General features: G+C 38.1%; 28 protein-coding genes. All 28 read left to right on the forward strand.

Annotation, left to right across the window (positions count from 1 at the left end; translation table 11 throughout):
* Positions 1-7 precede the first annotated feature (7 nt).
* The 28 genes from O3652_RS06015 (at position 8) to O3652_RS06150 (ending at position 20,476) form a co-directional block, all read left to right on the forward strand.
* Positions 8-637, forward strand: coding sequence for a hypothetical protein (locus tag O3652_RS06015; protein ID WP_125412992.1), 630 nt, complete (start codon positions 8-10; stop codon positions 635-637).
* On the forward strand, positions 634-1,260 hold the full coding sequence (locus tag O3652_RS06020; protein WP_070568383.1) for a hypothetical protein: 627 nt from the start codon (positions 634-636) through the stop codon (positions 1,258-1,260). The genes O3652_RS06015 and O3652_RS06020 overlap by 4 nt, the downstream gene beginning before the upstream one ends.
* On the forward strand, positions 1,257-1,865 hold the full coding sequence (locus O3652_RS06025; protein WP_000780963.1) for a hypothetical protein: 609 nt from the start codon (positions 1,257-1,259) through the stop codon (positions 1,863-1,865). Before O3652_RS06020 ends, O3652_RS06025 begins: the two co-directional genes overlap by 4 nt.
* Positions 1,862-2,494: a hypothetical protein gene (locus O3652_RS06030; protein ID WP_070568386.1), complete on the forward strand. Its 633-nt coding sequence runs from the start codon at positions 1,862-1,864 to the stop codon at positions 2,492-2,494. The genes O3652_RS06025 and O3652_RS06030 overlap by 4 nt, the downstream gene beginning before the upstream one ends.
* Positions 2,491-3,120, forward strand: a complete 630-nt coding sequence (locus tag O3652_RS06035; protein WP_125412996.1) for a hypothetical protein — start codon at positions 2,491-2,493, stop codon at positions 3,118-3,120. Before O3652_RS06030 ends, O3652_RS06035 begins: the two co-directional genes overlap by 4 nt.
* Positions 3,117-3,740 (forward strand): hypothetical protein, encoded by a 624-nt coding sequence (locus tag O3652_RS06040; protein ID WP_070568393.1) that lies wholly within the window; start codon positions 3,117-3,119, stop codon positions 3,738-3,740. Before O3652_RS06035 ends, O3652_RS06040 begins: the two co-directional genes overlap by 4 nt.
* A complete protein-coding gene (locus tag O3652_RS06045; RefSeq protein WP_070568396.1) occupies positions 3,737-4,354 on the forward strand; it encodes a hypothetical protein in 618 nt (205 codons plus the stop codon). Before O3652_RS06040 ends, O3652_RS06045 begins: the two co-directional genes overlap by 4 nt.
* A 51-nt stretch (positions 4,355-4,405) precedes the next feature.
* Positions 4,406-4,939, forward strand: coding sequence for a thiol-disulfide isomerase (locus O3652_RS06050; RefSeq protein ID WP_125413000.1), 534 nt, complete (start codon positions 4,406-4,408; stop codon positions 4,937-4,939).
* Between the two features lie 85 nt (positions 4,940-5,024).
* Positions 5,025-5,549 carry a thiol-disulfide isomerase gene (locus O3652_RS06055; protein ID WP_125413002.1) on the forward strand — a complete coding sequence of 175 codons (525 nt, stop codon included), beginning with the start codon at positions 5,025-5,027 and terminating at the stop codon, positions 5,547-5,549.
* A gap of 85 nt (positions 5,550-5,634) precedes the next feature.
* A complete protein-coding gene (locus O3652_RS06060; protein ID WP_125413004.1) occupies positions 5,635-6,162 on the forward strand; it encodes a thiol-disulfide isomerase in 528 nt (175 codons plus the stop codon).
* A 179-nt stretch (positions 6,163-6,341) separates the two neighbouring features.
* A complete protein-coding gene (locus tag O3652_RS06065) occupies positions 6,342-6,968 on the forward strand; it encodes a TipC family immunity protein (RefSeq protein ID WP_000746266.1) in 627 nt (208 codons plus the stop codon).
* A 215-nt stretch (positions 6,969-7,183) separates the two neighbouring features.
* Positions 7,184-7,669 carry a hypothetical protein gene (locus O3652_RS06070; protein ID WP_260471499.1) on the forward strand — a complete coding sequence of 162 codons (486 nt, stop codon included), beginning with the start codon at positions 7,184-7,186 and terminating at the stop codon, positions 7,667-7,669.
* A gap of 49 nt (positions 7,670-7,718) precedes the next feature.
* A complete protein-coding gene (locus tag O3652_RS06075; protein WP_000957421.1) occupies positions 7,719-8,249 on the forward strand; it encodes a hypothetical protein in 531 nt (176 codons plus the stop codon).
* A 143-nt stretch (positions 8,250-8,392) separates the two neighbouring features.
* On the forward strand, positions 8,393-8,899 hold the full coding sequence (locus O3652_RS06080) for a hypothetical protein (RefSeq protein WP_125413006.1): 507 nt from the start codon (positions 8,393-8,395) through the stop codon (positions 8,897-8,899).
* 448 nt (positions 8,900-9,347) lie between these two features.
* A complete protein-coding gene (locus O3652_RS06085; protein ID WP_185755862.1) occupies positions 9,348-9,668 on the forward strand; it encodes a polymorphic toxin type 44 domain-containing protein in 321 nt (106 codons plus the stop codon).
* The gene (locus tag O3652_RS06090; RefSeq protein ID WP_084943010.1) at positions 9,665-10,153 is read left to right on the forward strand and encodes a hypothetical protein; all 489 of its coding nucleotides are present in this window, start codon (positions 9,665-9,667) and stop codon (positions 10,151-10,153) included. Before O3652_RS06085 ends, O3652_RS06090 begins: the two co-directional genes overlap by 4 nt.
* Positions 10,154-10,257: 104 nt before the next feature.
* Positions 10,258-11,301, forward strand: a complete 1,044-nt coding sequence (locus O3652_RS06095; protein WP_125413010.1) for a D-alanine--D-alanine ligase — start codon at positions 10,258-10,260, stop codon at positions 11,299-11,301.
* 83 nt (positions 11,302-11,384) lie between these two features.
* Entirely contained in the window at positions 11,385-12,758 is a 1,374-nt protein-coding gene (gene murF / locus O3652_RS06100; RefSeq protein ID WP_125413015.1) for a UDP-N-acetylmuramoyl-tripeptide--D-alanyl-D-alanine ligase, read from the forward strand.
* Positions 12,745-13,356, forward strand: a complete 612-nt coding sequence (locus O3652_RS06105) for an NUDIX hydrolase N-terminal domain-containing protein (protein ID WP_125413016.1) — start codon at positions 12,745-12,747, stop codon at positions 13,354-13,356. The genes murF and O3652_RS06105 overlap by 14 nt, the downstream gene beginning before the upstream one ends.
* Before the next feature lie 198 nt (positions 13,357-13,554).
* Positions 13,555-14,259: a TIGR02206 family membrane protein gene (locus O3652_RS06110; protein ID WP_001055269.1), complete on the forward strand. Its 705-nt coding sequence runs from the start codon at positions 13,555-13,557 to the stop codon at positions 14,257-14,259.
* A gap of 236 nt (positions 14,260-14,495) precedes the next feature.
* Entirely contained in the window at positions 14,496-15,866 is a 1,371-nt protein-coding gene (ftsA, locus tag O3652_RS06115; RefSeq protein ID WP_000196346.1) for a cell division protein FtsA, read from the forward strand.
* Between the two features lie 16 nt (positions 15,867-15,882).
* The gene (gene ftsZ / locus O3652_RS06120) at positions 15,883-17,139 is read left to right on the forward strand and encodes a cell division protein FtsZ (RefSeq protein WP_000144261.1); all 1,257 of its coding nucleotides are present in this window, start codon (positions 15,883-15,885) and stop codon (positions 17,137-17,139) included.
* 3 nt (positions 17,140-17,142) lie between these two features.
* On the forward strand, positions 17,143-17,814 hold the full coding sequence (locus O3652_RS06125; RefSeq protein ID WP_001049616.1) for a YggS family pyridoxal phosphate-dependent enzyme: 672 nt from the start codon (positions 17,143-17,145) through the stop codon (positions 17,812-17,814).
* A gap of 9 nt (positions 17,815-17,823) precedes the next feature.
* The gene (locus O3652_RS06130; protein ID WP_049505660.1) at positions 17,824-18,354 is read left to right on the forward strand and encodes a cell division protein SepF; all 531 of its coding nucleotides are present in this window, start codon (positions 17,824-17,826) and stop codon (positions 18,352-18,354) included.
* Positions 18,354-18,614 (forward strand): YggT family protein, encoded by a 261-nt coding sequence (locus tag O3652_RS06135; RefSeq protein ID WP_000576501.1) that lies wholly within the window; start codon positions 18,354-18,356, stop codon positions 18,612-18,614. Before O3652_RS06130 ends, O3652_RS06135 begins: the two co-directional genes overlap by 1 nt.
* Positions 18,611-19,402 (forward strand): RNA-binding protein, encoded by a 792-nt coding sequence (locus O3652_RS06140; protein WP_371590165.1) that lies wholly within the window; start codon positions 18,611-18,613, stop codon positions 19,400-19,402. The genes O3652_RS06135 and O3652_RS06140 overlap by 4 nt, the downstream gene beginning before the upstream one ends.
* An 8-nt stretch (positions 19,403-19,410) precedes the next feature.
* On the forward strand, positions 19,411-19,665 hold the full coding sequence (locus O3652_RS06145; RefSeq protein WP_000028988.1) for a DivIVA domain-containing protein: 255 nt from the start codon (positions 19,411-19,413) through the stop codon (positions 19,663-19,665).
* Between the two features lie 16 nt (positions 19,666-19,681).
* Positions 19,682-20,476: a DivIVA domain-containing protein gene (locus tag O3652_RS06150; RefSeq protein ID WP_125413017.1), complete on the forward strand. Its 795-nt coding sequence runs from the start codon at positions 19,682-19,684 to the stop codon at positions 20,474-20,476.
* The last annotated feature ends 127 nt before the right edge of the window (positions 20,477-20,603 follow it).

Here is a 20,603-nt window from a genome sequence, read left to right on the forward strand (position 1 = left end):
AGGGAATATGAAACTATATATCAAAAGTGATTTTACGAAAAAAATAGACTTCACAACTAGAGAGCTTGTTTGGAAGATGTGGTTTAAGGAACGGAATGGCAAGAAAATAAGTTTCTCCAATGTTGGTGATGATGCTATGTTACAGGATGATTTTTACTTTGGTGTTCGGTTACACAAATGGTCTTCAGTTGACGAAAGATGGGATAAGGCTCCTTTTATAATTCCTAGTAATCCTTGGTTGTCTTTGGAATATGAGAGTATAACACTTGAATTTGAAAAAACTTTCATTACAGAGTGGAGAGAACGTGGAGATTATCTACGTATCGCAACATCCCATATAGATGTTTTAACCGTAGATAAACGTGCTATGTATATCATGGCAGTCGAGGTAGCTTCTGCTATTGACGGGCAGATCAGTGAGGATGACAAGCAGACCTGGATGGATGTAGAGACATTTAAGGAGTTGCACAAGGATGTTCTTTCACTGACTTATGATGAAGCGGTTGAAATTAGTTTGGAAGAATTAAAGACAATGATACCAGTAAGAGATCCGCTATGGGAAGAAGAAGAACGGCTTCGCGAAGAATATATTAAAATCCATGGTGAACGTGTTTATGACGACGAGGAAGATGAGTGAGATTATACATCAAAGGTGATTACACCAAAGAAATTCCATTTGATTACATGGAACTAGCGAAAAGGATGTGGTTTGAGGAAAAAGATGGAATAGAGCCGGATTTGTCGTATGCTGGGTTTCTAGAACTACCAATCGAGAAACTTTCTATTCATTTAGAATTAGATAAGGAAACTCATGATGATAGGTGGAAAAGTGTTCAGATTAAGGAAGGGATAAAATATGATTTTTTATCCCATAAGTCAGAATATATACAGCTAGATTACGAAGATGCAATGATGTCGGATTTTCGTGAGAAAGGTGAATGTTTAAGAATTTCTTCTAAGCACCTTGACCTTCTCACTGTTGATAAACGAGCTATGTATATTATGGCCATTGAAATTGCGACTGCTATTGATGGTCAGATTAGCGAAGATGATAAAGAGAGCTGGTTAAGTGTGGAGGAATTTAAAAAACGGCATGAGGATATCCTTTCGATGAGTTATGAAGAGGCTAATGAGCTGAGTTTGGAAGAAATTCCGTTTATGGATGATGTGAGAGACCCAGTTTGGGAAGAAGACGACCGCAGGAATGAAGAATACATCAAAATCCATGGCGAGCCAGTTTATGACGACGAGGAAGAATGAAATTATACTTAAAAGGCGATTATACAAAAAGAGTACCTTATGGTTATTTGGAACTAGCTGGCAAAATGTGGTTTCCAGAAGATGAGCAAATTTCTTACTCAAATGCTGGGAACAATGATGCATTACAAGAAGATTTTTTCTCAAATTTATCCTTGAGGAAAAGCACTGCTGATAAGAGATGGTCTAGTGTCCCCCTAAAGGAAGGGGTAAGAAGTCTCTTTTCACATATTAAAGAATGTATTGAAATTAATTTTGAAGATGCATTTGCTACAGATTATAATGAAAAGGGTGACTATCTCCGTATTTTAACCACCCATCTAGAAATTTTGACAGTTGATAAACGGGCTATGTATATTATGGCGCTTGAGATTGCAAAGGTGATTGACGGGCAAATTAGCGAGGATAATAAGAAGACATGGCTAACAGTCGAGGAGTTTAGGAAAAAGCACGAGGCTATTCTATCTCTGACTTTTGAAGAAGCAAATGAACTAAGTTTGACAGAAATTCAAACGATGGATGTTGTAGACGACCCTCTTTGGGAGGAAGAAGCTAATCGTCGAAAAGAATACATACTAGCACATGGAGGCGATATCTCAGATTTATGAGACTATATATTAAAGGTGATTACACCAAAGAAATTCCATTTGATTATTTAGAACTAGCGAAGAGAATGTGGTTTGAAAGTTATCAAGGAGAAGGCATCCCACTCTCCTATTCTGGTTTTCTTCAAATCAGAGATAGGAATGATATAGCAATTCATCTAAAACTAGATAAGCAGGATTGTGATGAACGTTGGTTGCATGTTCCGATACAAGAAGGGATAAAATACCGTTTTTATTCACAAATTGATGAAGATCTAAATTTGGAATTTGAGAATGCTTATGTAACTGATTTTCGCGAAAATGGAGACTTTTTGCGTTTGGCTTCTACCCATCTTGAATTGCTCACTCTTGATAAAAGAGCGTTCTATATCATGGCCATTGAGATTGCTACAATCTTGAATGGACAAATTAGCGAAGATGACAAGAAAACATGGATAACAATCGAGGAATTCAAGGAAAAACATAAAGATATCTTATCTCTAACCTTTGAGGAAGCAAATGAGATGAGTTTGGAAGAAATTCAAACGATTGATGCTATTGACGATCCCATCTGGGAAGAATTAGATAGGGAGCGTGAGGAGTATATCCGAATCCATGGAGAGGTAGAGTTGGACGACGAGGAAGATGAGTGAGAATATATATCAAAAGTGATTTTAAGCAAAAAATAACCTTTACGACAAGAGAGCTTGTTTGGAAAATGTGGTTTAAAGAAAGAAATGGTCAAGAAATAAGTTTCTCAAATGTCGGGGATGATGAGATGCTGCAAGATGATTTTTATTTCGGAGCAGAGTTGCGCAAATGGGCTTCAGTTGATGAAAGATGGGATAAGGCTCCTTTTATAATTCCGAGCAATCCTTGGTTGTCCTTGCAATATGAAGATATTGAACTTGAATTTGAACATGCCTTTATTTCCGACGACCGCGAAAAAGGGGAGTTTCTTAGAATTGCCTCAACTCATGTAGATATTTTAATGGTTGACAAGCGCGCTTTATACGTTATGGCTATTGAAGTAGCATCTGCCATTGATGGTCAGATTAGCGAAGACGGCAAGCAAAGTTGGCTAAGTGTAGAAGAATTTAAGGAATATCACAAGGATGTTCTTTCACTGACTTATGATGAAGCTGTTGAAATCAGTTTGGAAGAATTAAAGACAATGGTACCGGTAAGAGATCCTCTATGGGAAGAGGAAGAACGCCTTCGCGAAGAATATATCAAAATCCATGGCGAACGTGTTTATGATGATGAGGAAGACGAGTGAGACTATATATCAAAGGTGATTATACTAGAAAAGTGTCATTTGGCTACAGAGAACTCGCATGGAAAATGTGGTTTAAAGAAAGAAATGGTAAAAAAATAAGTTTCTCAAATGTCGGGGATGATGAGATGTTGCAAAATGACTTCTATTTATCTTTACGGTTAGATAAGTGGGGAGCAAGTGGCTCTCGTTGGAAAGATGTCAAGGCAAAAGGGGGCAGTGCAATCAATTCCCAAAAATATGAAAATATTGATTTGGATTATGAAGGAAGTTATGAAAGCGACGGTAGAGAAAAGGGTGCTTATCTAAGAATCGCTTCGAATTATCTAGATGTATTAACAGTTGATAAACGAGCTATGTATATTATGGCACTTGAAATTGCGACTGCGATTGATGGGAAAATTAGTGAAGATGATAAGAAAACATGGCTAACAATCGAGGAATTCAAGGAAAAGCACCAAGATATCTTATCTCTGACTTTTGATGAAGCAAATGAGATGAGCTTAGAAGAAATTCAAATAATCGACGCTATTGATGATCCCATCTGGGAAGAGTTGGATAGAAAACGTGAAGAGTATATCCGAATCCATGGAGAGATAGAGTTGGACGACGAGGAAGAATGAAATTATATTTAAAAGGTGATTACACCAAGACTGATTTTTATGAAGAGTTTAAAGAAATGGCTCAAAAAATGTGGTTCAAAGAGCGAAAAGGAATTCCACTTGATTTTTCCTATGCTTGGGATGAAGATTTACATTTGAATTTACGGTTGGATAAATTTAAATATAATGACGAACGTTGGGAGAGTGCAAATTTTAATACAAATATAAACCCTTGGAAGACATTTGAATATGAAAACTTGACATTGGATCTAGAAAATTCTTATGAAAGCGATGGACGTGAGAAAGGTGATTGTTTGCGGATTATTTCCACTCATCTAGATATTCTAACGGTTGATAAGCGAGCGCTCTATATCATGGCGATTGAGGTAGCATCTGCCATTGACGGTCAAATCAGCGAAGACGACAAAGAAACATGGCTGAGTATTGAAGAATTTAAAACGAAACATGCAGACCTGCTGAATTTGACCTACGACGAAGCAGTCGATATTAGTTTGGAAGAACTAGAGGTTATGGAGGCGATTGATGAACCCCTTTGGGATGAATTACACAGAGGATGGGAAGAATACATCAAAATCCATGGTGAACGAATTTATGACGACGAGGAAGACGAGTGAGAATATATAATCCCACCTATTTGAAAGAGAGTGTTGATAGGGGAAAGGCGAATGTTAGATAAAGTAAAACAGTTTAAGTGGTTGATTGTATTGTCCTTGTTCCTATTAGCGATTCCTTTATATTTTACTTACAATCATTTCCAACAATCTAGTGCTTTAAAAGAAGCTTTTGAAAAAAATGAAAGAATTGAAGTTCTTCATCGCTTGACGGCATCAGAAAAATATGCGTCTGACATCCGCAAGGCAGGATATACTATTCCTTCTGACGGAGCTATTCGATTAGATGGAGTTATTTATCCATTAGAAATAGAAGGAGATTTACATTTGAAAATTAGCCCTCCAAAAGAGGATGCTAAGGATTTTCAGTTATTTTTCATCACACAGGTTAATGAAAAACAAACACATATAACTTTTATTTTAGATAAAAATCTGAATTTAATTGATTCCAGCTATTCTCAGCAAAATGATAACGGGAAAAGAGAGATTGTTTCTGTCTCACAATCCGAAGAAGATTACTTGTTGAAAAGTGTTCAAAGCGAGATTGATGACTTCATGAAAAAGATGTATCAGACTTTGTATGGATAATTTACCAGAGAAAGTGGCTTCTTGCTCATCACAATGCTTTATGAACAACACTTCTATGATTACTTAGATAGAGGAGGTGAGAAAAATGTCGGGACTTAAAAAAATACTGATCGTGATTGGTTCTGTAATTGCCTTAGCTACTGGTTTGAATCTTTATTTTCAGTATCAAAACCACCAAGAACATATGCAATTAAAAACCTCCTTTGAAGAGAGGGACAATATAGCCGTCTTACAACGTTTGATGGCATCAGGGAAATATGCGCCTGACATCCGTAAAGCGGGCTATGTCATTCCTCCCGATGGAGCTATTCGCTTGGATGGAGGAATTGCTTCCATCGAGATAAAAGGAGACATCGATTTGAAAATATCGTATCGTGGACGGGGGGTTACTGCTTATTTTGAAATAGAGATAGATGGTAAAATAACTAGTGTACTATATGAATTGGATAAGAACTTGGATATAGTTTCTAGCGCCTATTTTCAAATAAATGAAAAAAATATAAATGAGAGAGTGAACATCTCTCAATCCGAAGAAGAGCGCCTATTAAAAATTATTCAAAGAGAGCTTGTGGCTTTCATGAAAAAGATGTATCAAACCTTGTATGGATAGTTTCCCAGAGAAAGAAGCTTCTTGCTCAACGCAATGCTGTATGAACAAGACTTCTATGATTATTTAGACAGAGGGGGTGAAAAAAATGTCGGGACTTAAAAAAATACTAATCGTGATAGGTTCTGTAATTGTTTTAGTTACTGGCTTGAATCTTTATTTTCAGTATCAAAATCACCAAGAATATTTGCAATTAAAAACCTCCTTTGAAGAGAGGGATAATATAGTTGTCTTACAACATTTGATGGCATCAGAAAAATATGCACCTGACATCCGTAAAGCGGGCTATGTCGTTCCTCCTGATGGAGCTATTCGCTTGGATGGAGGAATTGACTCCATAGATATAAAGGGAGACATCAATTTGGATATCTCAAATCCGGGACGAAATGGGGTTACTGCTTATTTTAGAATAGAGATAGATGGTAAAATAACTAGTGTACTCTATGAATTGGATAAGAACTTTGATATAGTTTCTAGCAGCTACTTTCAATTTAATGAAAAAAATATAAAAGAGAGTGTGAACATCTCTCAATCCGAAGAAGAGCGCCTATTAAAGATTGTTCAAAGCGAGATTGATGGCTTCATGAAAAAGATGTATCAGACTTTGTATGGATAGTTTACCAGAGAAAGTAACTTCTTTCTTAACACAATGTCGTATGAACAACGGGGTGTGTTGAGGGATTTTACTAGAAAAAGATACCATAGATAAGCTACAAAAAAATTACCCAAGTATTGATAATTTCATTCGAAATATTGAAACAGGTAATCAAGAGTTGACAGAGATGAGGTGATTAGATGAAGAAGAGGAAATTTGCAATTTTTTCGTTGCTAATAGTTCTATTATTATCTTTCTCTGGTTTTCAGTACTATAAATATCAGAGAGTTCACAATATTTTTGATGAAATATACTACGAAGAAAGTGATTATCACAATTATACGTTTCTATGGAAAGGTCGAGCTTTTTATAAGTTAAAAAGTTTAAAAATTGTGGACAATGGCTCTGATGAGTTGTATAGATATGCTATTAATTATAAAAGTGTAGACTTACCAAATACTATTCATTCTCTAGGTTATAATTTTTATTTTAATTTTCAGGGTATGACAAAAGTTAACCTGGAGATGCGTTTGAGACTGCCAGATACAGAGACAACCATAAATGTAGATTATTTGTACGATGTAAACAATCAGCAATTAGAACGGTTTATGTGGTACTATGATGATGAGAGTACAGGATATTTTCAGCAGTCTCAAGTAGAGGACTTTCTTGCAAAACACGGAAAGGCTGTTGATGAGATTCGCAAGGAAGCAGATAATGTACTCCGTAATAAAGTCCTTAAAGACTGGACCACTATCTACTCTAGTCGTTTTAGCCAAGATAATTGGGGAGAAGTGACAGTTAAGGATATATGGAGAACAGAATAACAAACGGAACGACGAGGTAATAGCTTTATAAAGGAAGGTTGCCATGACAGAGTTCTTAAGAACATTTTGTAAAAAAGTTACTTTGGAGTAGTAAATGAGAAATAAAAGTAAGTATATCCTTTTTTCCCCTATTTTTTCTTTTTTACATTGTATTGTTTATCGTTAAGCCAATCTATCAATATTATTCATTTTCTAATATGGAAGTTAAAAGCAGTATGATTGAATTGATTCAAGATAAAAATAATCAGGATTGGCATGCTCTTGATAAGCATATTCATCTAGTGCCCTCAAAAGAAAATGGAAAGAACATCGGCCTTATCTATGTGGTGGATGACTATAATCAAATTGAAAGTAAGATTTCTTCTGAGAATCAAGCGGTATCCATCAGTTACAATAATCGATTACAAGGAGACAAGAGTGTTGAAATTAGTTGGTTAAATGGGGAAAAGCGGTTGTATCATGCTGGGAGATATTTGAAATTAGCAAGTGAAAATCAAGCTGTGATTGAAAGTAACACAGGTTCTTCAGTGACCGTTTGGGAACAACGCTCGGACAATGCGATGAATCAGTTATATACAGTTGTGAATCAGATGAGAAAGATAGTTTTAAATCATTTGCTTCAGAAAATTTTCTACTATTCGATAGCTTTGGTCTGCTTTCTTTTGGGTTGGAAAATATACTCTCTTTTAAGGAGGGATTGAGGGCCACAGTTCTTCTGGATTTTAATAGTGATGAGAGAGGAAAACTAAAATGCTAACACCCGTGTTATTTATTGTGTCTTTATTTCTACTTTTACGGCACTTTAAAAGCAGTCTCTCAAGAATGATCATCGGATTGTTGTATGGTTCGTTTGCGGCAGTTTTTATTTGTGTGGTTTTAAATGCTGGTAAGTACACTCTGCAACCAGGTCAAAGTGTTGAATTGAAAGTTTTTTCTAAAACAGAGCAGCTGGAGTATAATTCGGAACTACATTTTAAAAAATTAGATGATGCGAAGTTAAAATTGTCCGGTCGAAAAGGTTGGGGAATGAAAGACAGTAATATAGTCTATAATGTTGAAAAGCAAACAATAACGGAGCTAATTTTTTTAAAAGACAAAACCGAGCGCAAAGACTTACCAAATGATAAGAGTAAAAGTATCTATTTAGAAAGTGATGGTATAGTGGTTCAAGGGGAGATAAAGGAAGTATTTGGGGTGACGGAAGAAACTCCCTACACGATCACCATCACCAATGTAGACGACAAACCGGCACACTTTGAAGCTCAAGTGGTGGATAGGTAAACTGGACCTCCATCTACTCTAGTCGCTTTAGCCCCAAAAATTGGGTTGATGTGACCGACAAGGATATTTGAAGAGAGGATCTTGGAGCAGATTAGTGATATGTCTCAATCTGAGTTTCTGACGAAGAATGGGGAGAAGTACGAGTGAAAAATAAAAGAAAACAATTTAATAAATGGAATCTAGGATGTTCTGGAATAGTTGCTATTGTAGCGATTGTGTTTTCCTATTATATTTATTTGTATTTCAAAAATGCGAGTTATACCTTGAAACCAGGGGATTCCATAGTTTTAAAAGTTCCGACCTCAAAACAAAAGGAATTTACTCCAAAATTATATCTATCTAAGATTTCTGGTGGGAAATTAGAATTATCTGGGAAAACCTCATGGTGGCAGAAGGGAGAAGGAAACCTTTTAGGGACTAACTATGATGTTTTGAAGCAAGAAATTAGCGAAATCTACTCATCGTCAAGTAATATCCCAACAAAAGTAAAAGAAAACGATATAAATAATAGTATATATTTATCAGAAAAAGGTGTAGTTCTTCAATCTAAAGAATCTTGGGAATTTGAGATTCCAAACGCAAAACAAATAAAAATAACGAATATTTCAGACAGAGACATTAGATTTGAAGCGCAGGTGACAGGTGAATAGAGGAAACTAGAAAAGTAAAATGAAGAAAAAATGATTATTTTTTCACTTTGATAGCTTTATTCTTGTCTTCTTTTCTTTGTAAAACTTAAGTTACCAATTTTACACTCCCCTTTTTTCTTTTAGTTCTATACTTCGTGAGGACTATTCATTTTCAGAGTTTCCTTTTTTAGTGATTACTAGGAATCTATTTGTGTAAATTCCCCATACCTCGTCAATAGTGATGGCAACTACTATGCGGACGGTGTGGACATGAGCTGGGTGCAGAAGATCAAGGATGTGAAGATTGAGAGTGCAAAATATGATCCTTCTAAGAAATCTAAGGATTTGCATAAAGAATACCAGAAATCTTAGATAAGTTGGAAAATGGAAAAGCACTGGTGATAATGGAAGAGTCGATAATACGATTGCTATAGGAAATGAGATTGGGGACAATGGAACATTTATAGATTTGGTTAATTCTAATAAACCGCTAGACTTAAAAAACCGAACATACAGAGAAGATTATCCGTTCTCACTCTGGAGACGCCAGTGGAAACAAGGGATAAAGTCTGATTATTTGGGAAATTATCTCTTTGTCTATTTTGGTAAAGGTTACTTAGAATCGAGTGATGCATATTTGAGAGTTGGGGCAGGAGTGGCTCAGGGATGGTCAGATAAGAATCCTTTGAAATATTTAGAGAACATTATTAATGGAAATTATGGAGATAATCCAGGAGATGCTAAGATGATTCAAGACGGAATTAATGACTATAAGGAGAGTTACAAATGAACTTGAAGAGAAAATCAAATTGGAATTTAGGTTGTAGTTTAACACTTGTTGTAGTTTTGGCGGCTATTTTTTTCTTTAATCTATGGGCACAAAATCTTGGTAAGTATACTCTGCAACCAGGAGAGTCGGCTAATTTTACAGTAAATCCTCGGACACATGATGTAGAATACTACTCAGAATTAATCTTGAAAAAAAATGATACTAATAAGCTTAAATTATCAGGTAAAAAAGTTTGGTTTGAGATGGATAGCGATATTTTTTATGGTGTTGAAGAACAAAAACTTTTTAGAAAAAATCTTTCAGAAAATGATGATGAAGAGCTTCCAAACAATCAAAAAGACATTAATTTAGTACGGGATGGAATTGTTGTCAGTTACAAAGGGGAAAAAGTTTTTAATGTAACCAATAACAAGTCCTACACAATAACCATCACCAATGTAGACGACAAACCAGCGCATTTTGAAGCTCAAGTGGTGGATAGGTAAAATTTCAGCTCTCAAATGAGGGCTTTTTTAGATACAAGTTTCAAAAAAGAAGCAAATATGATATACTAAAGAACGAGCATTCTATTAGAATTAGGACAAGCAATATGAAACAAACGATTATTCTTTTATACGGTGGGCGTAGTGCAGAGCGTGAAGTCTCTGTCCTTTCAGCTGAGAGTGTCATGCGTGCGGTCAACTACGACCGTTTCACAGTCAAGACTTTCTTTATCAGCCAGTCAGGTGACTTTATCAAAACGCAAGAATTTATCCAGAATCCAGGTCAAGAGGACCGTCTCATGACTAATGCGACTATTGACTGGGACAAGAAAATAGCGCCAAGTGCCATCTACGAAGAAGGTGCAGTAGTCTTTCCAGTTCTTCATGGCCCAATGGGAGAGGATGGCTCTGTTCAAGGATTCTTGGAAGTTTTAAAAATGCCTTATGTAGGTTGCAATGTCTTGTCATCCAGTCTTGCCATGGATAAAATTACGACCAAGCGTGTGTTAGAATCTGTAGGGATTGCTCAAGTTCCCTATGTGGCTATCGTCGAAGGGGATGATGTGACTGCTAAAATCACTGAAGTTGAAGAAAAATTGACTTATCCAGTCTTCACGAAGCCGTCAAACATGGGTTCAAGTGTCGGTATTTCTAAGTCTGAAAACCATGAGGAACTCCGCCAAGCTCTAGAACTTGCCTTCCAATATGACAGCCGTGTCTTGGTAGAGCAAGGGGTGAATGCTCGTGAAATCGAGGTTGGTCTTTTGGGCAATTACGATGTTAAGAGCACGCTTCCTGGTGAAGTGGTTAAGGATGTTGCCTTTTATGACTATGATGCCAAGTATATCGATAACAAGATTACCATGGATATCCCAGCTAAGATTAGTGATGATGTAGTAGCTGTCATGCGTCGAAATGCAGAAACAGCCTTCCGTGCAATTGGTGGCATCGGTCTGTCTCGTTGTGATTTCTTCTATACAGATAGGGGCGAGATTTTCCTAAACGAGCTGAATACTATGCCAGGTTTTACCCAGTGGTCTATGTATCCACTACTTTGGGACAATATGGGAATCAGCTACCCAGAACTAATTGAGCATTTGGTTGATCTTGCTAAGCAAAGTTTTGACAAGCGCGAAGCGCATTTGCTATAAAATGAAAGAGAGGGTAGGAGTTAGAACCATCACTGTATGGTGACTAGAGTTCTTGGACTTCAACCCTTTTTAAAGGAGTAGAAATGAAATTAACAATCCATGAAGTTGCCCAAGCTGTCGGAGCTAAAAATGATGTTAGTCTTTTTGCGGATGCTCAGTTAGAAAAAGCTGAGTTTGACAGTCGTTTGATTGGGACAGGTGATTTGTTTGTGCCACTCAAAGGTGCGCGTGATGGTCATGACTTTATCGAAGCAGCTTTTGAAAATGGTGCAGCAGTAACCTTGTCTGAGAAAGAGGTCGCAAATCATCCTTACATTTTAGTAGATGATGTGTTGACTGCCTTTCAACAACTAGCTGCCGACTATCTTGAAAAAACGGCTGTTGATGTCTTTGCGGTTACGGGTTCAAATGGCAAGACAACCACTAAGGATATGTTGGCGCACTTGCTTTCAACAACCTACAAAACCTACAAAACACAAGGAAACTACAATAACGAGATTGGCCTTCCTTACACAGTTCTCCACATGCCTGAAGGAACAGAAAAGTTGGTCTTGGAGATGGGGCAGGATCACTTGGGGGATATCCACCTCTTGTCTGAATTGGCTCATCCTAAGACAGCCATTGTAACCTTGGTTGGAGAAGCCCATTTGGCCTTTTTCAAAGACCGTTCGGAGATTGCTAAAGGGAAGATGCAAATTGCTGATGGTATGGCACCGGATTCTTTGCTTTTGGCACCAGCTGACCCGATTGTAGAGGACTACTTGCCTACAGATAAAAAAGTGGTCCGTTTTGGGCAAGGAGCTGAGTTAGAAGTCACAGACTTGATTGAGCGCAAGGATAGTCTGACCTTTAAGGCTAATTTTTTGGAACAAGCCCTCGATTTGCCAGTGACAGGTAAGTACAATGCCACCAATGCTATGATTGCTGCTTATGTGGCTCTACAAGAAGGAGTGTCAGAGGAGCAAATTCATCAGGCCTTCCAAAATCTGGAATTGACGCGTAACCGTACTGAGTGGAAGAAGGCAGCCAATGGAGCAGATATTCTGTCTGACGTATACAATGCCAATCCAACTGCTATGAAGTTGATTTTGGAGACATTCTCTGCCATTCCAGCTAATGAAGGGGGCAAGAAAATCGCTGTCTTAGCAGACATGAAGGAACTTGGTGACCAGTCTGTTCAGCTCCATAACCAGATGATTTTGAGCCTCTCACCAGATGTGCTGGATACCGTGATTTTCTATGGAGAAGATATTGCAGAATTGGCTCAACTTGCCAGTCAAATGTTCCCAATCGGTCACGTTTACTACTTCAAGAAAACAGCTGACGAGGACCAATTTGAAGACCTAGTCAAGCAGGTTAAGGAAAGACTCGGTGCCAATGACCAAATTTTGCTCAAAGGATCGAACTCCATGAATCTAGCCAAGCTGGTAGAAAGTTTAGAAAATGAATGCAAGTGATTTTACCAAGTATCTGCAAAGAATGCTAGCCATTACGGATACTGGATTAACCTTTACAAAAGATCCTTTCGACCGTGAGCGCTACGAGGACTTGCGAAGTCTGTTATCTGAAATGTTGAATCAGGTATCAGACCTCGATGCAGAAGAAGTGGCAGAAGTCTTGAAACCAACGTCCGCTTATGCAACTCCTCTGATGGACGTCCGTACTTGGATTGTTGAGGATGAAAAAGTCTGTTTAGTTAGAGGAAAAGGGGAGGATAGTTGGGCTTTGCCAGGTGGTTTTGGTGAAGTTGGCTATTCTCCAACCGAAAATATTCTTAAAGAAATTGAAGAAGAAACCGGCTTTACAGCAAAAGCTGAAAGGTTACTTGCAGTTTTTGACACCAATCGTTTCCAACTACAGAGCAAACAATATGCAAAGTTTGTCTTTGAATGTAAGCTTCTTGATGGACAATTTCAAGAGAATCAAGAAATTGCTGAGCTTCAATTTTTTGCCATTGACCAATTGCCAGTCTTATCTGAAAAACGCATCACCAAGGAGCAAATGGAGATTATTTGGCAAGTTTATAAAGGACAAAGAGACCAATATGTTGATTAGTTTATGCTAGAGAAGTTGACAAATCAAAAAAGGGTATCTACAAGGTGCATTTCTGCAATACAAATGATATAATAGGTTGCGAATTTAAGACTCAAGTATTCTATGCATGGCATAGAATCAAGTTTTTTCAAAAAATTTAAAAGCTGGGGGGAGTGAATTTTTTTTACTGCCTCTAGCTAGATGAACGAGGAATAGAATATGAATTTGTGGGATAAATTATTTACCACACAGATATCAGAACCGCCCCAGTTTGAACTTCACTGGTACATTGGTTTGTTATGTTTATTGGCTCTTACTTTCTATGCTTCTTATCGCTTTCGCGACAAAGTTGCTTACCAGCGTTTTATTCAGATTCTTCAGTCTGTTCAACTGATTGTTCTGTATAGCTGGTATTGGGGAAATCTCATGCCTCTGTCAGAAAGTTTGCCCTTCTATCATTGCCGTATCGCCATGTTTGTAATGCTCTTGATTCCAGGGACATCCAAGTACAAACAATACTTCGCCCTTTTAGGAACTTTTGGAGCAACAGCAGCACTAGCTTACCCACTTTTTGATCCCTACCCATTTCCACACGTGACCATTTTGTCCTTCATTATCGGACATGTTGCCCTTTTAGGAAATGCGCTCCTATACTTGTTTAGAAACTATCAACCTTCCCTTCTTGATTTGAAGAATGTGGTGGTGATTACCTTCGCCTTAAATGGCTTGATATGGGTTGTTAACTTAGTTGTAGGTGGAGATTATGGATTTTTAAACAAACCACCACTTGTTGGAAGTTTTGGCCAGCCCTTAAATTATCTCATTGTTTCGACTGTTATCGTGATAGCAATTCGCTTAACAGGGAAATTAGTAGAAAATTTTTTACAACAAAAATCGGAAGAATTTATTCAAGAGAAGATCTAAAATGATCTTCTCTTTTTTGGATTTTTAAGAAACAGAAAGGAAATTGTGAACGTTAACTTCAAATAATCTCTTAGAAGAAGAATTTTTCTAGAATTTTCTCAAAAAACATGCAGGAATTTTATCAAAAACTAAGCACGATTGGATTTTTTGTGTTATAATATTCTTTGAATAGCTATGCCCAAACATAGTTATTAAATAGAAGTGAGAAACTTGGAAGACAGAGAGGATGCGATGTAATGACTAGAGATGGTTTTTTTACAGGCTTAGATATCGGAACTAGCTCGATTAAAGTGCTAGTAGCTGAGCATAGAGATGGTGAAGTAAATGTAATTGGTGTTAGCAATGCCAAAAGTAAAGGTGTAAAAGACGGAATTATTGTTGATATTGAAGCAGCTGCTTCAGCAATCAAATCCGCAATCACACAGGCGGAAGAGAAAGCTGGTATTTCTATTAAGTCTGTTAACGTTGGCCTTCCAGCAAACCTCTTGCAGGTTGAACCAACACAAGGAATGATTCCTGTAACTTCAGATACCAAAGAAATCACGGATCAAGATGTTGAAAATGTTGTCAAATCAGCTTTGACTAAGAGCATGACTCCTGATCGTGAAGTGATTACCTTTATTCCAGAAGAATTCATCGTGGACGGTTTCCAAGGGATCCGTGACCCTCGTGGTATGATGGGTGTTCGCTTGGAAATGCGTGGTCTGCTTTACACAGGTCCTCGTACGATTCTACACAATCTTCGTAAGACAGTTGAGCGTGTAGGTATTCATGTTGATAATGTGATTATTTCACCATTGGCGATTGTGAACTCAGTTCTTAATGAAGGCGAACGTGAATTTGGTGCAACTGTCATTGACATGGGTGGAGGTCAGACTACTGTAGCGACTATCCGCAACCAAGAATTGCAGTTCACTAACATCTACCAAGAAGGTGGAGATTACGTTACTAAAGACATTTCTAAAGTCTTGAAAACATCTCAAAAAATTGCAGAAAGTTTGAAACTGAACTATGGTGAAGCTTACGTTCCACTTGCAAGTAACGAAACTTTCCAAGTTGAAGTAATTGGTGAAGTAGAACCTGTTGAAGTAACAGAAAGCTACTTGGCAGAGATTATCTCAGCACGCATCAAACATATCTTTGACCAAATCAAACAAGAGTTGGAAAGAAGACACTTGTTGGATTTGCCAGGAGGTATCGTCCTTATCGGTGGAAATGCAATTTTACCAGGAATTGTTGAATTAGCCCAAGAAGTATTTGGTGTTCGCGTAAAACTTTATGTACCAAATCAAGTTGGAATTCGCAACCCTGCATTTGCTCACGTGATTAGCTTGTCTGAGTTTGCTGGTAAATTGACTGAAGTCAATCTTCTTGCTCAAAAAGCAGTTAAAGGAGATGAATTCCTTCGTCAAAAACCAATCAACTTTGGCATTCCAAATCAACGTTTGAATCCAGTAGCGCAACCAAGTCCAGCACAAACAGCTCCAGCTGAAACTGTGCAGGAAGCTCCAGTTGCTCCCAAGGAAGAATTCCAAGCAAGTTCTCAAAGTAAACCGAAGCTAACAGAACGTTTCCGTGGTTTGATCGGAAGCATGTTTGATGAATAAAAGAGGATAAGAAATTATGACATTTTCATTTGATACAGCAGCAGCTCAAGGCGCAGTTATTAAGGTAATTGGTGTCGGTGGCGGTGGTGGTAATGCCATCAACCGTATGGTTGACGAAGGTGTTGCTGGTGTAGAATTTATCGCAGCCAACACTGATGTACAAGCTCTCAGCAGTACGAAAGCAGAAACAGTTATCCAACTTGGTCCAAAATTGACTCGTGGTTTGGGTGCTGGAGGTCGTCCGGAAGTTGGACGTAAAGCTGCAGAAGAAAGTGAAGAAGCTTTGACGGAAGCTATCACTGGAGCAGACATGGTCTTTATCACCGCAGGTATGGGTGGTGGATCTGGTACAGGTGCAGCCCCTGTTATTGCACGTATCGCTAAAGATCTTGGTGCTCTTACAGTTGGTGTCGTGACACGTCCTTTCGGATTTGAAGGAAGCAAACGTGGTCAGTACGCTGTAGAAGGAATCAACGAACTTCGCGAGCATGTTGATACTTTATTGATTATCTCTAATAACAACTTGCTTGAAATTGTTGATAAGAAAACGCCACTTCTTGAAGCTCTTAGCGAAGCAGATAACGTTCTTCGCCAAGGTGTTCAAGGGATCACTGACTTGATCACGAACCCAGGATTGATTAACCTTGACTTTGCTGACGTGAAAACTGTAATGGCAAACAAAGGGAATGCCCTTATGGGTATCGGTATCGGTAGTGGTGAAGAACGTGTTGTTGAAGCAGCTCGTAAAGCAATTTACTCTCCACTTCTTGAAACAACTATCGATGGTGCAGAGGATGTCATCGTCAACGTTACTGGTGGTCTTGATTTGACATTGATTGAAGCAGAAGAAGCTTCAGAAATTGTCAACCAAGCAGCTGGCCAAGGTGTAAACATCTGGCTTGGAACATCAATTGACGAAAGCATGAAGGATGAAATCCGTGTTACTGTTGTAGCGACAGGTGTTCGTCAAGAGCGCGTGGAAAAAGTAGTTGGAGCTCGTAACAACCAACCAGTTGGACGTCCATCAACTAAAGCTCCTCAAGCACACACATTTGACCGTCAATTCGACTTGGAAGAGACAGCAGAATTGCCTAAATCAAGCCCACGTCGCTTTGAAACAAACCAAGCGTCTGCTTTTGGAGACTGGGACTTGCGTCGTGAGTCTATTGTTCGCCAAACAGATCCAGTTGTTTCACCGGTAGAACGCTTCGAAACACCAGTTTCACAAGATGAAGATGAATTGGATACACCTCCATTCTTCAAAAATCGTTAATCAATGAATTTGAAAAAAAATACTGAATTAGTTTTTCAGCAAATAGCTGATGCTAGTCAAGAAGCCAACCGTGCTCTAGATGCTGTTTCAGTAATCGCAGTGACAAAGTATGTAGATGTACAAACAGCGGAAGCCTTGCTTCCGCTTGGTGTCCGTCATATAGGTGAAAATCGAGTCGATAAATTTTTAGAAAAATATCAGGCCTTGAAAGATTACCCAGTTACTTGGCATTTAATAGGAACACTACAGAGACGGAAAGTGAAAGAAGTAATCCCATATGTGGATTACTTTCATGCTTTAGACTCCTTAAAGTTAGCCCAGGAAATTCAAAAGAGAACAGATCATGTTATCAAGTGTTTCTTGCAGGTCAATATTTCTGGGGAAGAAAGCAAGCATGGGTTTTCAAAAGAAGAATTGCTAGAACTTTTGCCAGAATTGGCTAAGTTAGATCAGATTGAGTATGTTGGTTTAATGACCATGGCTCCTTTTGAGGCAGACAGTGATGAATTGAAAGAAATTTTCAAGGATACGCAGGCTCTGCAAGCAGAAATTAGAGAAAAACAAATCCCTAATATGCCGATGACGGAGCTAAGCATGGGAATGAGTCGTGATTTTAAAGAAGCGATTCAGTTCGGCTCAACCTTTGTTCGAATCGGTACAGCATTTTTTAAATAGGAGAGAGCTATGTCTTTAAAAGATAGATTCGATAAATTTATAGATTATTTTACAGAAGACGGAGAAGAAACGATTAACTACCAGACTCAACAAGAGGAAACAGTTAGCCCAGCCATCTCATCTTCTAAAGAATTACCAGCACCTGCTCAGTCAGGATCAGCAAAAGATGCAAATATTACTCGTCTACATGCGCGTCAGCAAGAATTGGCAATGCAAAGCCATCGTTCAGATGAGAAAGTGACAATTGACGTTCGCTATCCAAGAAAATATGAAGATGCAACTGAAATTGTAGATTTGTTAGCTGGAAATGAAAGTATTTTGATTGATTTCCAATATATGACAGAAGTACAAGCCCGTCGTTGTCTTGATTACTTAGATGGAGCCCGTCATGTCTTGGCTGGAAACATGAAAAAAGTTGCGAGTACGATGTATCTATTGACGCCTGTCAACGTTGTCGTGAATATTGAAGATATCAAGCTTCCAGATGAATCACAAAGCGCTGAGTTTGGTTTTGATATTAAACGAAATAGAGCAAGATAATGATTTTCTTAATTCGTTTAATCCAAAATGCGGTCAGCATTTATTCCATCATTCTCGTTGCATTTGCTCTTCTTTCATGGTTTCCAAATGCCTATGAAAGCCAGCTAGGTCGCCTAGTTATCAGACTTGCTCGTCCAGTTATTGAGCCCCTTCGTAAGCTCAATCTACAATTTGCTGGCCTTGATTTTACGGTTTGGGCAGCGCTGATTCTGATTCAGTTTGTTGGAAATCTCTTAACACGACTAGTCCTATTACTATGACAGCAAATCGAGCCATTTATCAGCATTTTTCCCAAGATGATATTCCCTTTATTGATAAGGGATTAGAGTGGATCAAGCGGGTGGAAGATACCTATGCGCCGGTACTTACTCCTTTTATCAATCCCCATCAGGAACAGATCTTGAGGGTACTAGCTGGGACATATGGACTGGGTTGCCAAAGTAGCGGTGATTTTTTTCCGACTGAGTCGGTTCGAGTTCTTCTCTATCCAGATTACTTTGAACCGGAGATATCAGACTTTGAAATGGCCTTGTTGGAAATTTGCTATCCGAGTAAGTTTGAGCAACTGAGTCATGGAAGAATATTGGGAACAATTATCAACCAACTAGGAATTGACCGTAAATTATTTGGTGATATCTTGGTAGATGAAAAGAGAGCACAGATTTTTGTCAATCGTGATTTCATTCCTCTTTTTCAGGATGGAATAAGAAAGATTGGCAGACTTCCTGTATCGCTGGAGGAATGTCCTTTTACCGATAGGATTTTGTCTAAAATTGATTATAGAGAACGAGAAATTTTAGTTTCGAGTTTTCGATTGGATGCCCTCTTATCAAGTGCCTTGAAATTATCTAGAAATCAAACTAGTCAACTGATTGAGAAAAAATCTGTCCAGGTAAATTATCATGTTGTTGAAAAATCTGATTACCAAGTTGCAGTTGGAGATTTGATCAGTGTGAGAAAGTTTGGTCGTCTAAAAATTGTCAAAGACAATGGTCAGACCAAAAAGGATAAGAAAAAACTAACAGTCCGGCTACTTTTAAGCAAGTGAGAAAAAATATGTCGATTACACCACAAGAAATAAGTGATAAAGCTTTCTCAAGAACATTCAGAGGCTACAATCAGGAAGAAGTTGACCTCTTTCTAGATAAGATTTACTTTGAATTAGAGGAGATGATTCGATACAAAGATGAAACTGAACTCTATATCAAAAAACTAGAAGAACGTCTTTCCTATTATACGAATGATATTCCTAAGAGAACAGTAACAAGCGAGCAAGAACCAGAAGCAATTAATGATTCTATTTTTTATTAAGTAAGTGAGGAAAAGTATGCCAATTACATCGTTAGAAATTAAAGATAAAACCTTTGGCACAAGATTTAGAGGTTTTGACCCAGAAGAAGTAGACGAGTTTCTTGATATCGTTGTTCGTGATTATGAAGACTTGGTTCGTAGCAATCACGATAAAGAGACACACATCAAGAGTTTGGAAGAACGTTTGTCTTACTTTGATGAGATGAAGGATTCCTTGAGTCAGTCAGTTTTGATTGCTCAAGATACAGCAGAGCGTGTTAAACAAGCTGCTCAAGAACGTTCAAACAATATTATTCAACAAGCTGAACAAGACGCTCAGCGTTTGCTTGAAGAAGCGAAATACAAGGCAAATGAAATTCTCCGTCAGGCAACAGATAATGCGAAGAGAGTGGCTGTTGAGACAGAAGAATTGAAGAACAAGAGCCGTGTATTCCATCAACGCCTCAAGTCTACGATTGAAAGTCAGTTAGCAATTGTTGAGTCATCTGATTGGGAAGATATTCTTCGCCCAACAGCTACTTACCTTCAGACAAGTGATGAAGCCTTTAAAGAAGTGGTGGGTGAAGTTCTTGGTGAAACTGTATCTTTACAACCAGAGGAAGAACCAATTGATATGACTCGTCAATTCACACCAGAAGAGGTTGCTGAATTGCAAGCTCGTATCGAGGCTGGCAACAAAGAATTAGCTGAGTTTGAAGCTCAACAAAATCAACAGACAGAAGAAATTAATCTGCATGAAGAGTCAGTTGAAGTAGAAGCTACTGCGACAACTGAGGACGATGCTAACAAAGAATCTGTTCTTATCCTATAAAAAATGTGAGAACAAGATCGAACCAACTATATTTTCAGCGAGCGGGAGATGGTGAGAGTCCTGCAATCCCTAGTGGTTAGATTATCCTCTCAAGCAATCCAGTCCGAAAATAGTAAGACTGGACGTC

The sequence above is a fragment of the Streptococcus sp. 27098_8_23 genome (assembly GCF_041432195.1).
Classification (GTDB): domain Bacteria; phylum Bacillota; class Bacilli; order Lactobacillales; family Streptococcaceae; genus Streptococcus.

Excerpts from the sequence above, each read along its gene's own strand:
- O3652_RS06025 (WP_000780963.1), top strand. The coding sequence starts at position 1,257 with ATGAAATTATACTTAAAAGGCGATTATACAAAAAGAGTACCTTATGGT.
- O3652_RS06130 (WP_049505660.1), top strand. The coding sequence starts at position 17,824 with ATGTCTTTAAAAGATAGATTCGATAAATTTATAGATTATTTTACAGAA.
- O3652_RS06015 (WP_125412992.1), top strand. The coding sequence starts at position 8 with ATGAAACTATATATCAAAAGTGATTTTACGAAAAAAATAGACTTCACA.
- O3652_RS06110 (WP_001055269.1), top strand. The coding sequence starts at position 13,555 with ATGAATTTGTGGGATAAATTATTTACCACACAGATATCAGAACCGCCC.
- O3652_RS06135 (WP_000576501.1), top strand. The coding sequence starts at position 18,354 with ATGATTTTCTTAATTCGTTTAATCCAAAATGCGGTCAGCATTTATTCC.
- O3652_RS06105 (WP_125413016.1), top strand. The coding sequence starts at position 12,745 with ATGAATGCAAGTGATTTTACCAAGTATCTGCAAAGAATGCTAGCCATT.
- O3652_RS06045 (WP_070568396.1), top strand. The coding sequence starts at position 3,737 with ATGAAATTATATTTAAAAGGTGATTACACCAAGACTGATTTTTATGAA.
- O3652_RS06060 (WP_125413004.1), top strand. The coding sequence starts at position 5,635 with ATGTCGGGACTTAAAAAAATACTAATCGTGATAGGTTCTGTAATTGTT.
- O3652_RS06095 (WP_125413010.1), top strand. The coding sequence starts at position 10,258 with ATGAAACAAACGATTATTCTTTTATACGGTGGGCGTAGTGCAGAGCGT.
- O3652_RS06065 (WP_000746266.1), top strand. The coding sequence starts at position 6,342 with ATGAAGAAGAGGAAATTTGCAATTTTTTCGTTGCTAATAGTTCTATTA.
- O3652_RS06050 (WP_125413000.1), top strand. The coding sequence starts at position 4,406 with ATGTTAGATAAAGTAAAACAGTTTAAGTGGTTGATTGTATTGTCCTTG.
- ftsZ (WP_000144261.1), top strand. The coding sequence starts at position 15,883 with ATGACATTTTCATTTGATACAGCAGCAGCTCAAGGCGCAGTTATTAAG.
- O3652_RS06030 (WP_070568386.1), top strand. The coding sequence starts at position 1,862 with ATGAGACTATATATTAAAGGTGATTACACCAAAGAAATTCCATTTGAT.
- O3652_RS06145 (WP_000028988.1), top strand. The coding sequence starts at position 19,411 with ATGTCGATTACACCACAAGAAATAAGTGATAAAGCTTTCTCAAGAACA.
- O3652_RS06070 (WP_260471499.1), top strand. The coding sequence starts at position 7,184 with ATGATTGAATTGATTCAAGATAAAAATAATCAGGATTGGCATGCTCTT.
- O3652_RS06075 (WP_000957421.1), top strand. The coding sequence starts at position 7,719 with ATGCTAACACCCGTGTTATTTATTGTGTCTTTATTTCTACTTTTACGG.
- O3652_RS06150 (WP_125413017.1), top strand. The coding sequence starts at position 19,682 with ATGCCAATTACATCGTTAGAAATTAAAGATAAAACCTTTGGCACAAGA.
- murF (WP_125413015.1), top strand. The coding sequence starts at position 11,385 with ATGAAATTAACAATCCATGAAGTTGCCCAAGCTGTCGGAGCTAAAAAT.
- O3652_RS06140 (WP_371590165.1), top strand. The coding sequence starts at position 18,611 with ATGACAGCAAATCGAGCCATTTATCAGCATTTTTCCCAAGATGATATT.
- O3652_RS06055 (WP_125413002.1), top strand. The coding sequence starts at position 5,025 with ATGTCGGGACTTAAAAAAATACTGATCGTGATTGGTTCTGTAATTGCC.
- O3652_RS06090 (WP_084943010.1), top strand. The coding sequence starts at position 9,665 with ATGAACTTGAAGAGAAAATCAAATTGGAATTTAGGTTGTAGTTTAACA.
- O3652_RS06125 (WP_001049616.1), top strand. The coding sequence starts at position 17,143 with ATGAATTTGAAAAAAAATACTGAATTAGTTTTTCAGCAAATAGCTGAT.
- ftsA (WP_000196346.1), top strand. The coding sequence starts at position 14,496 with ATGACTAGAGATGGTTTTTTTACAGGCTTAGATATCGGAACTAGCTCG.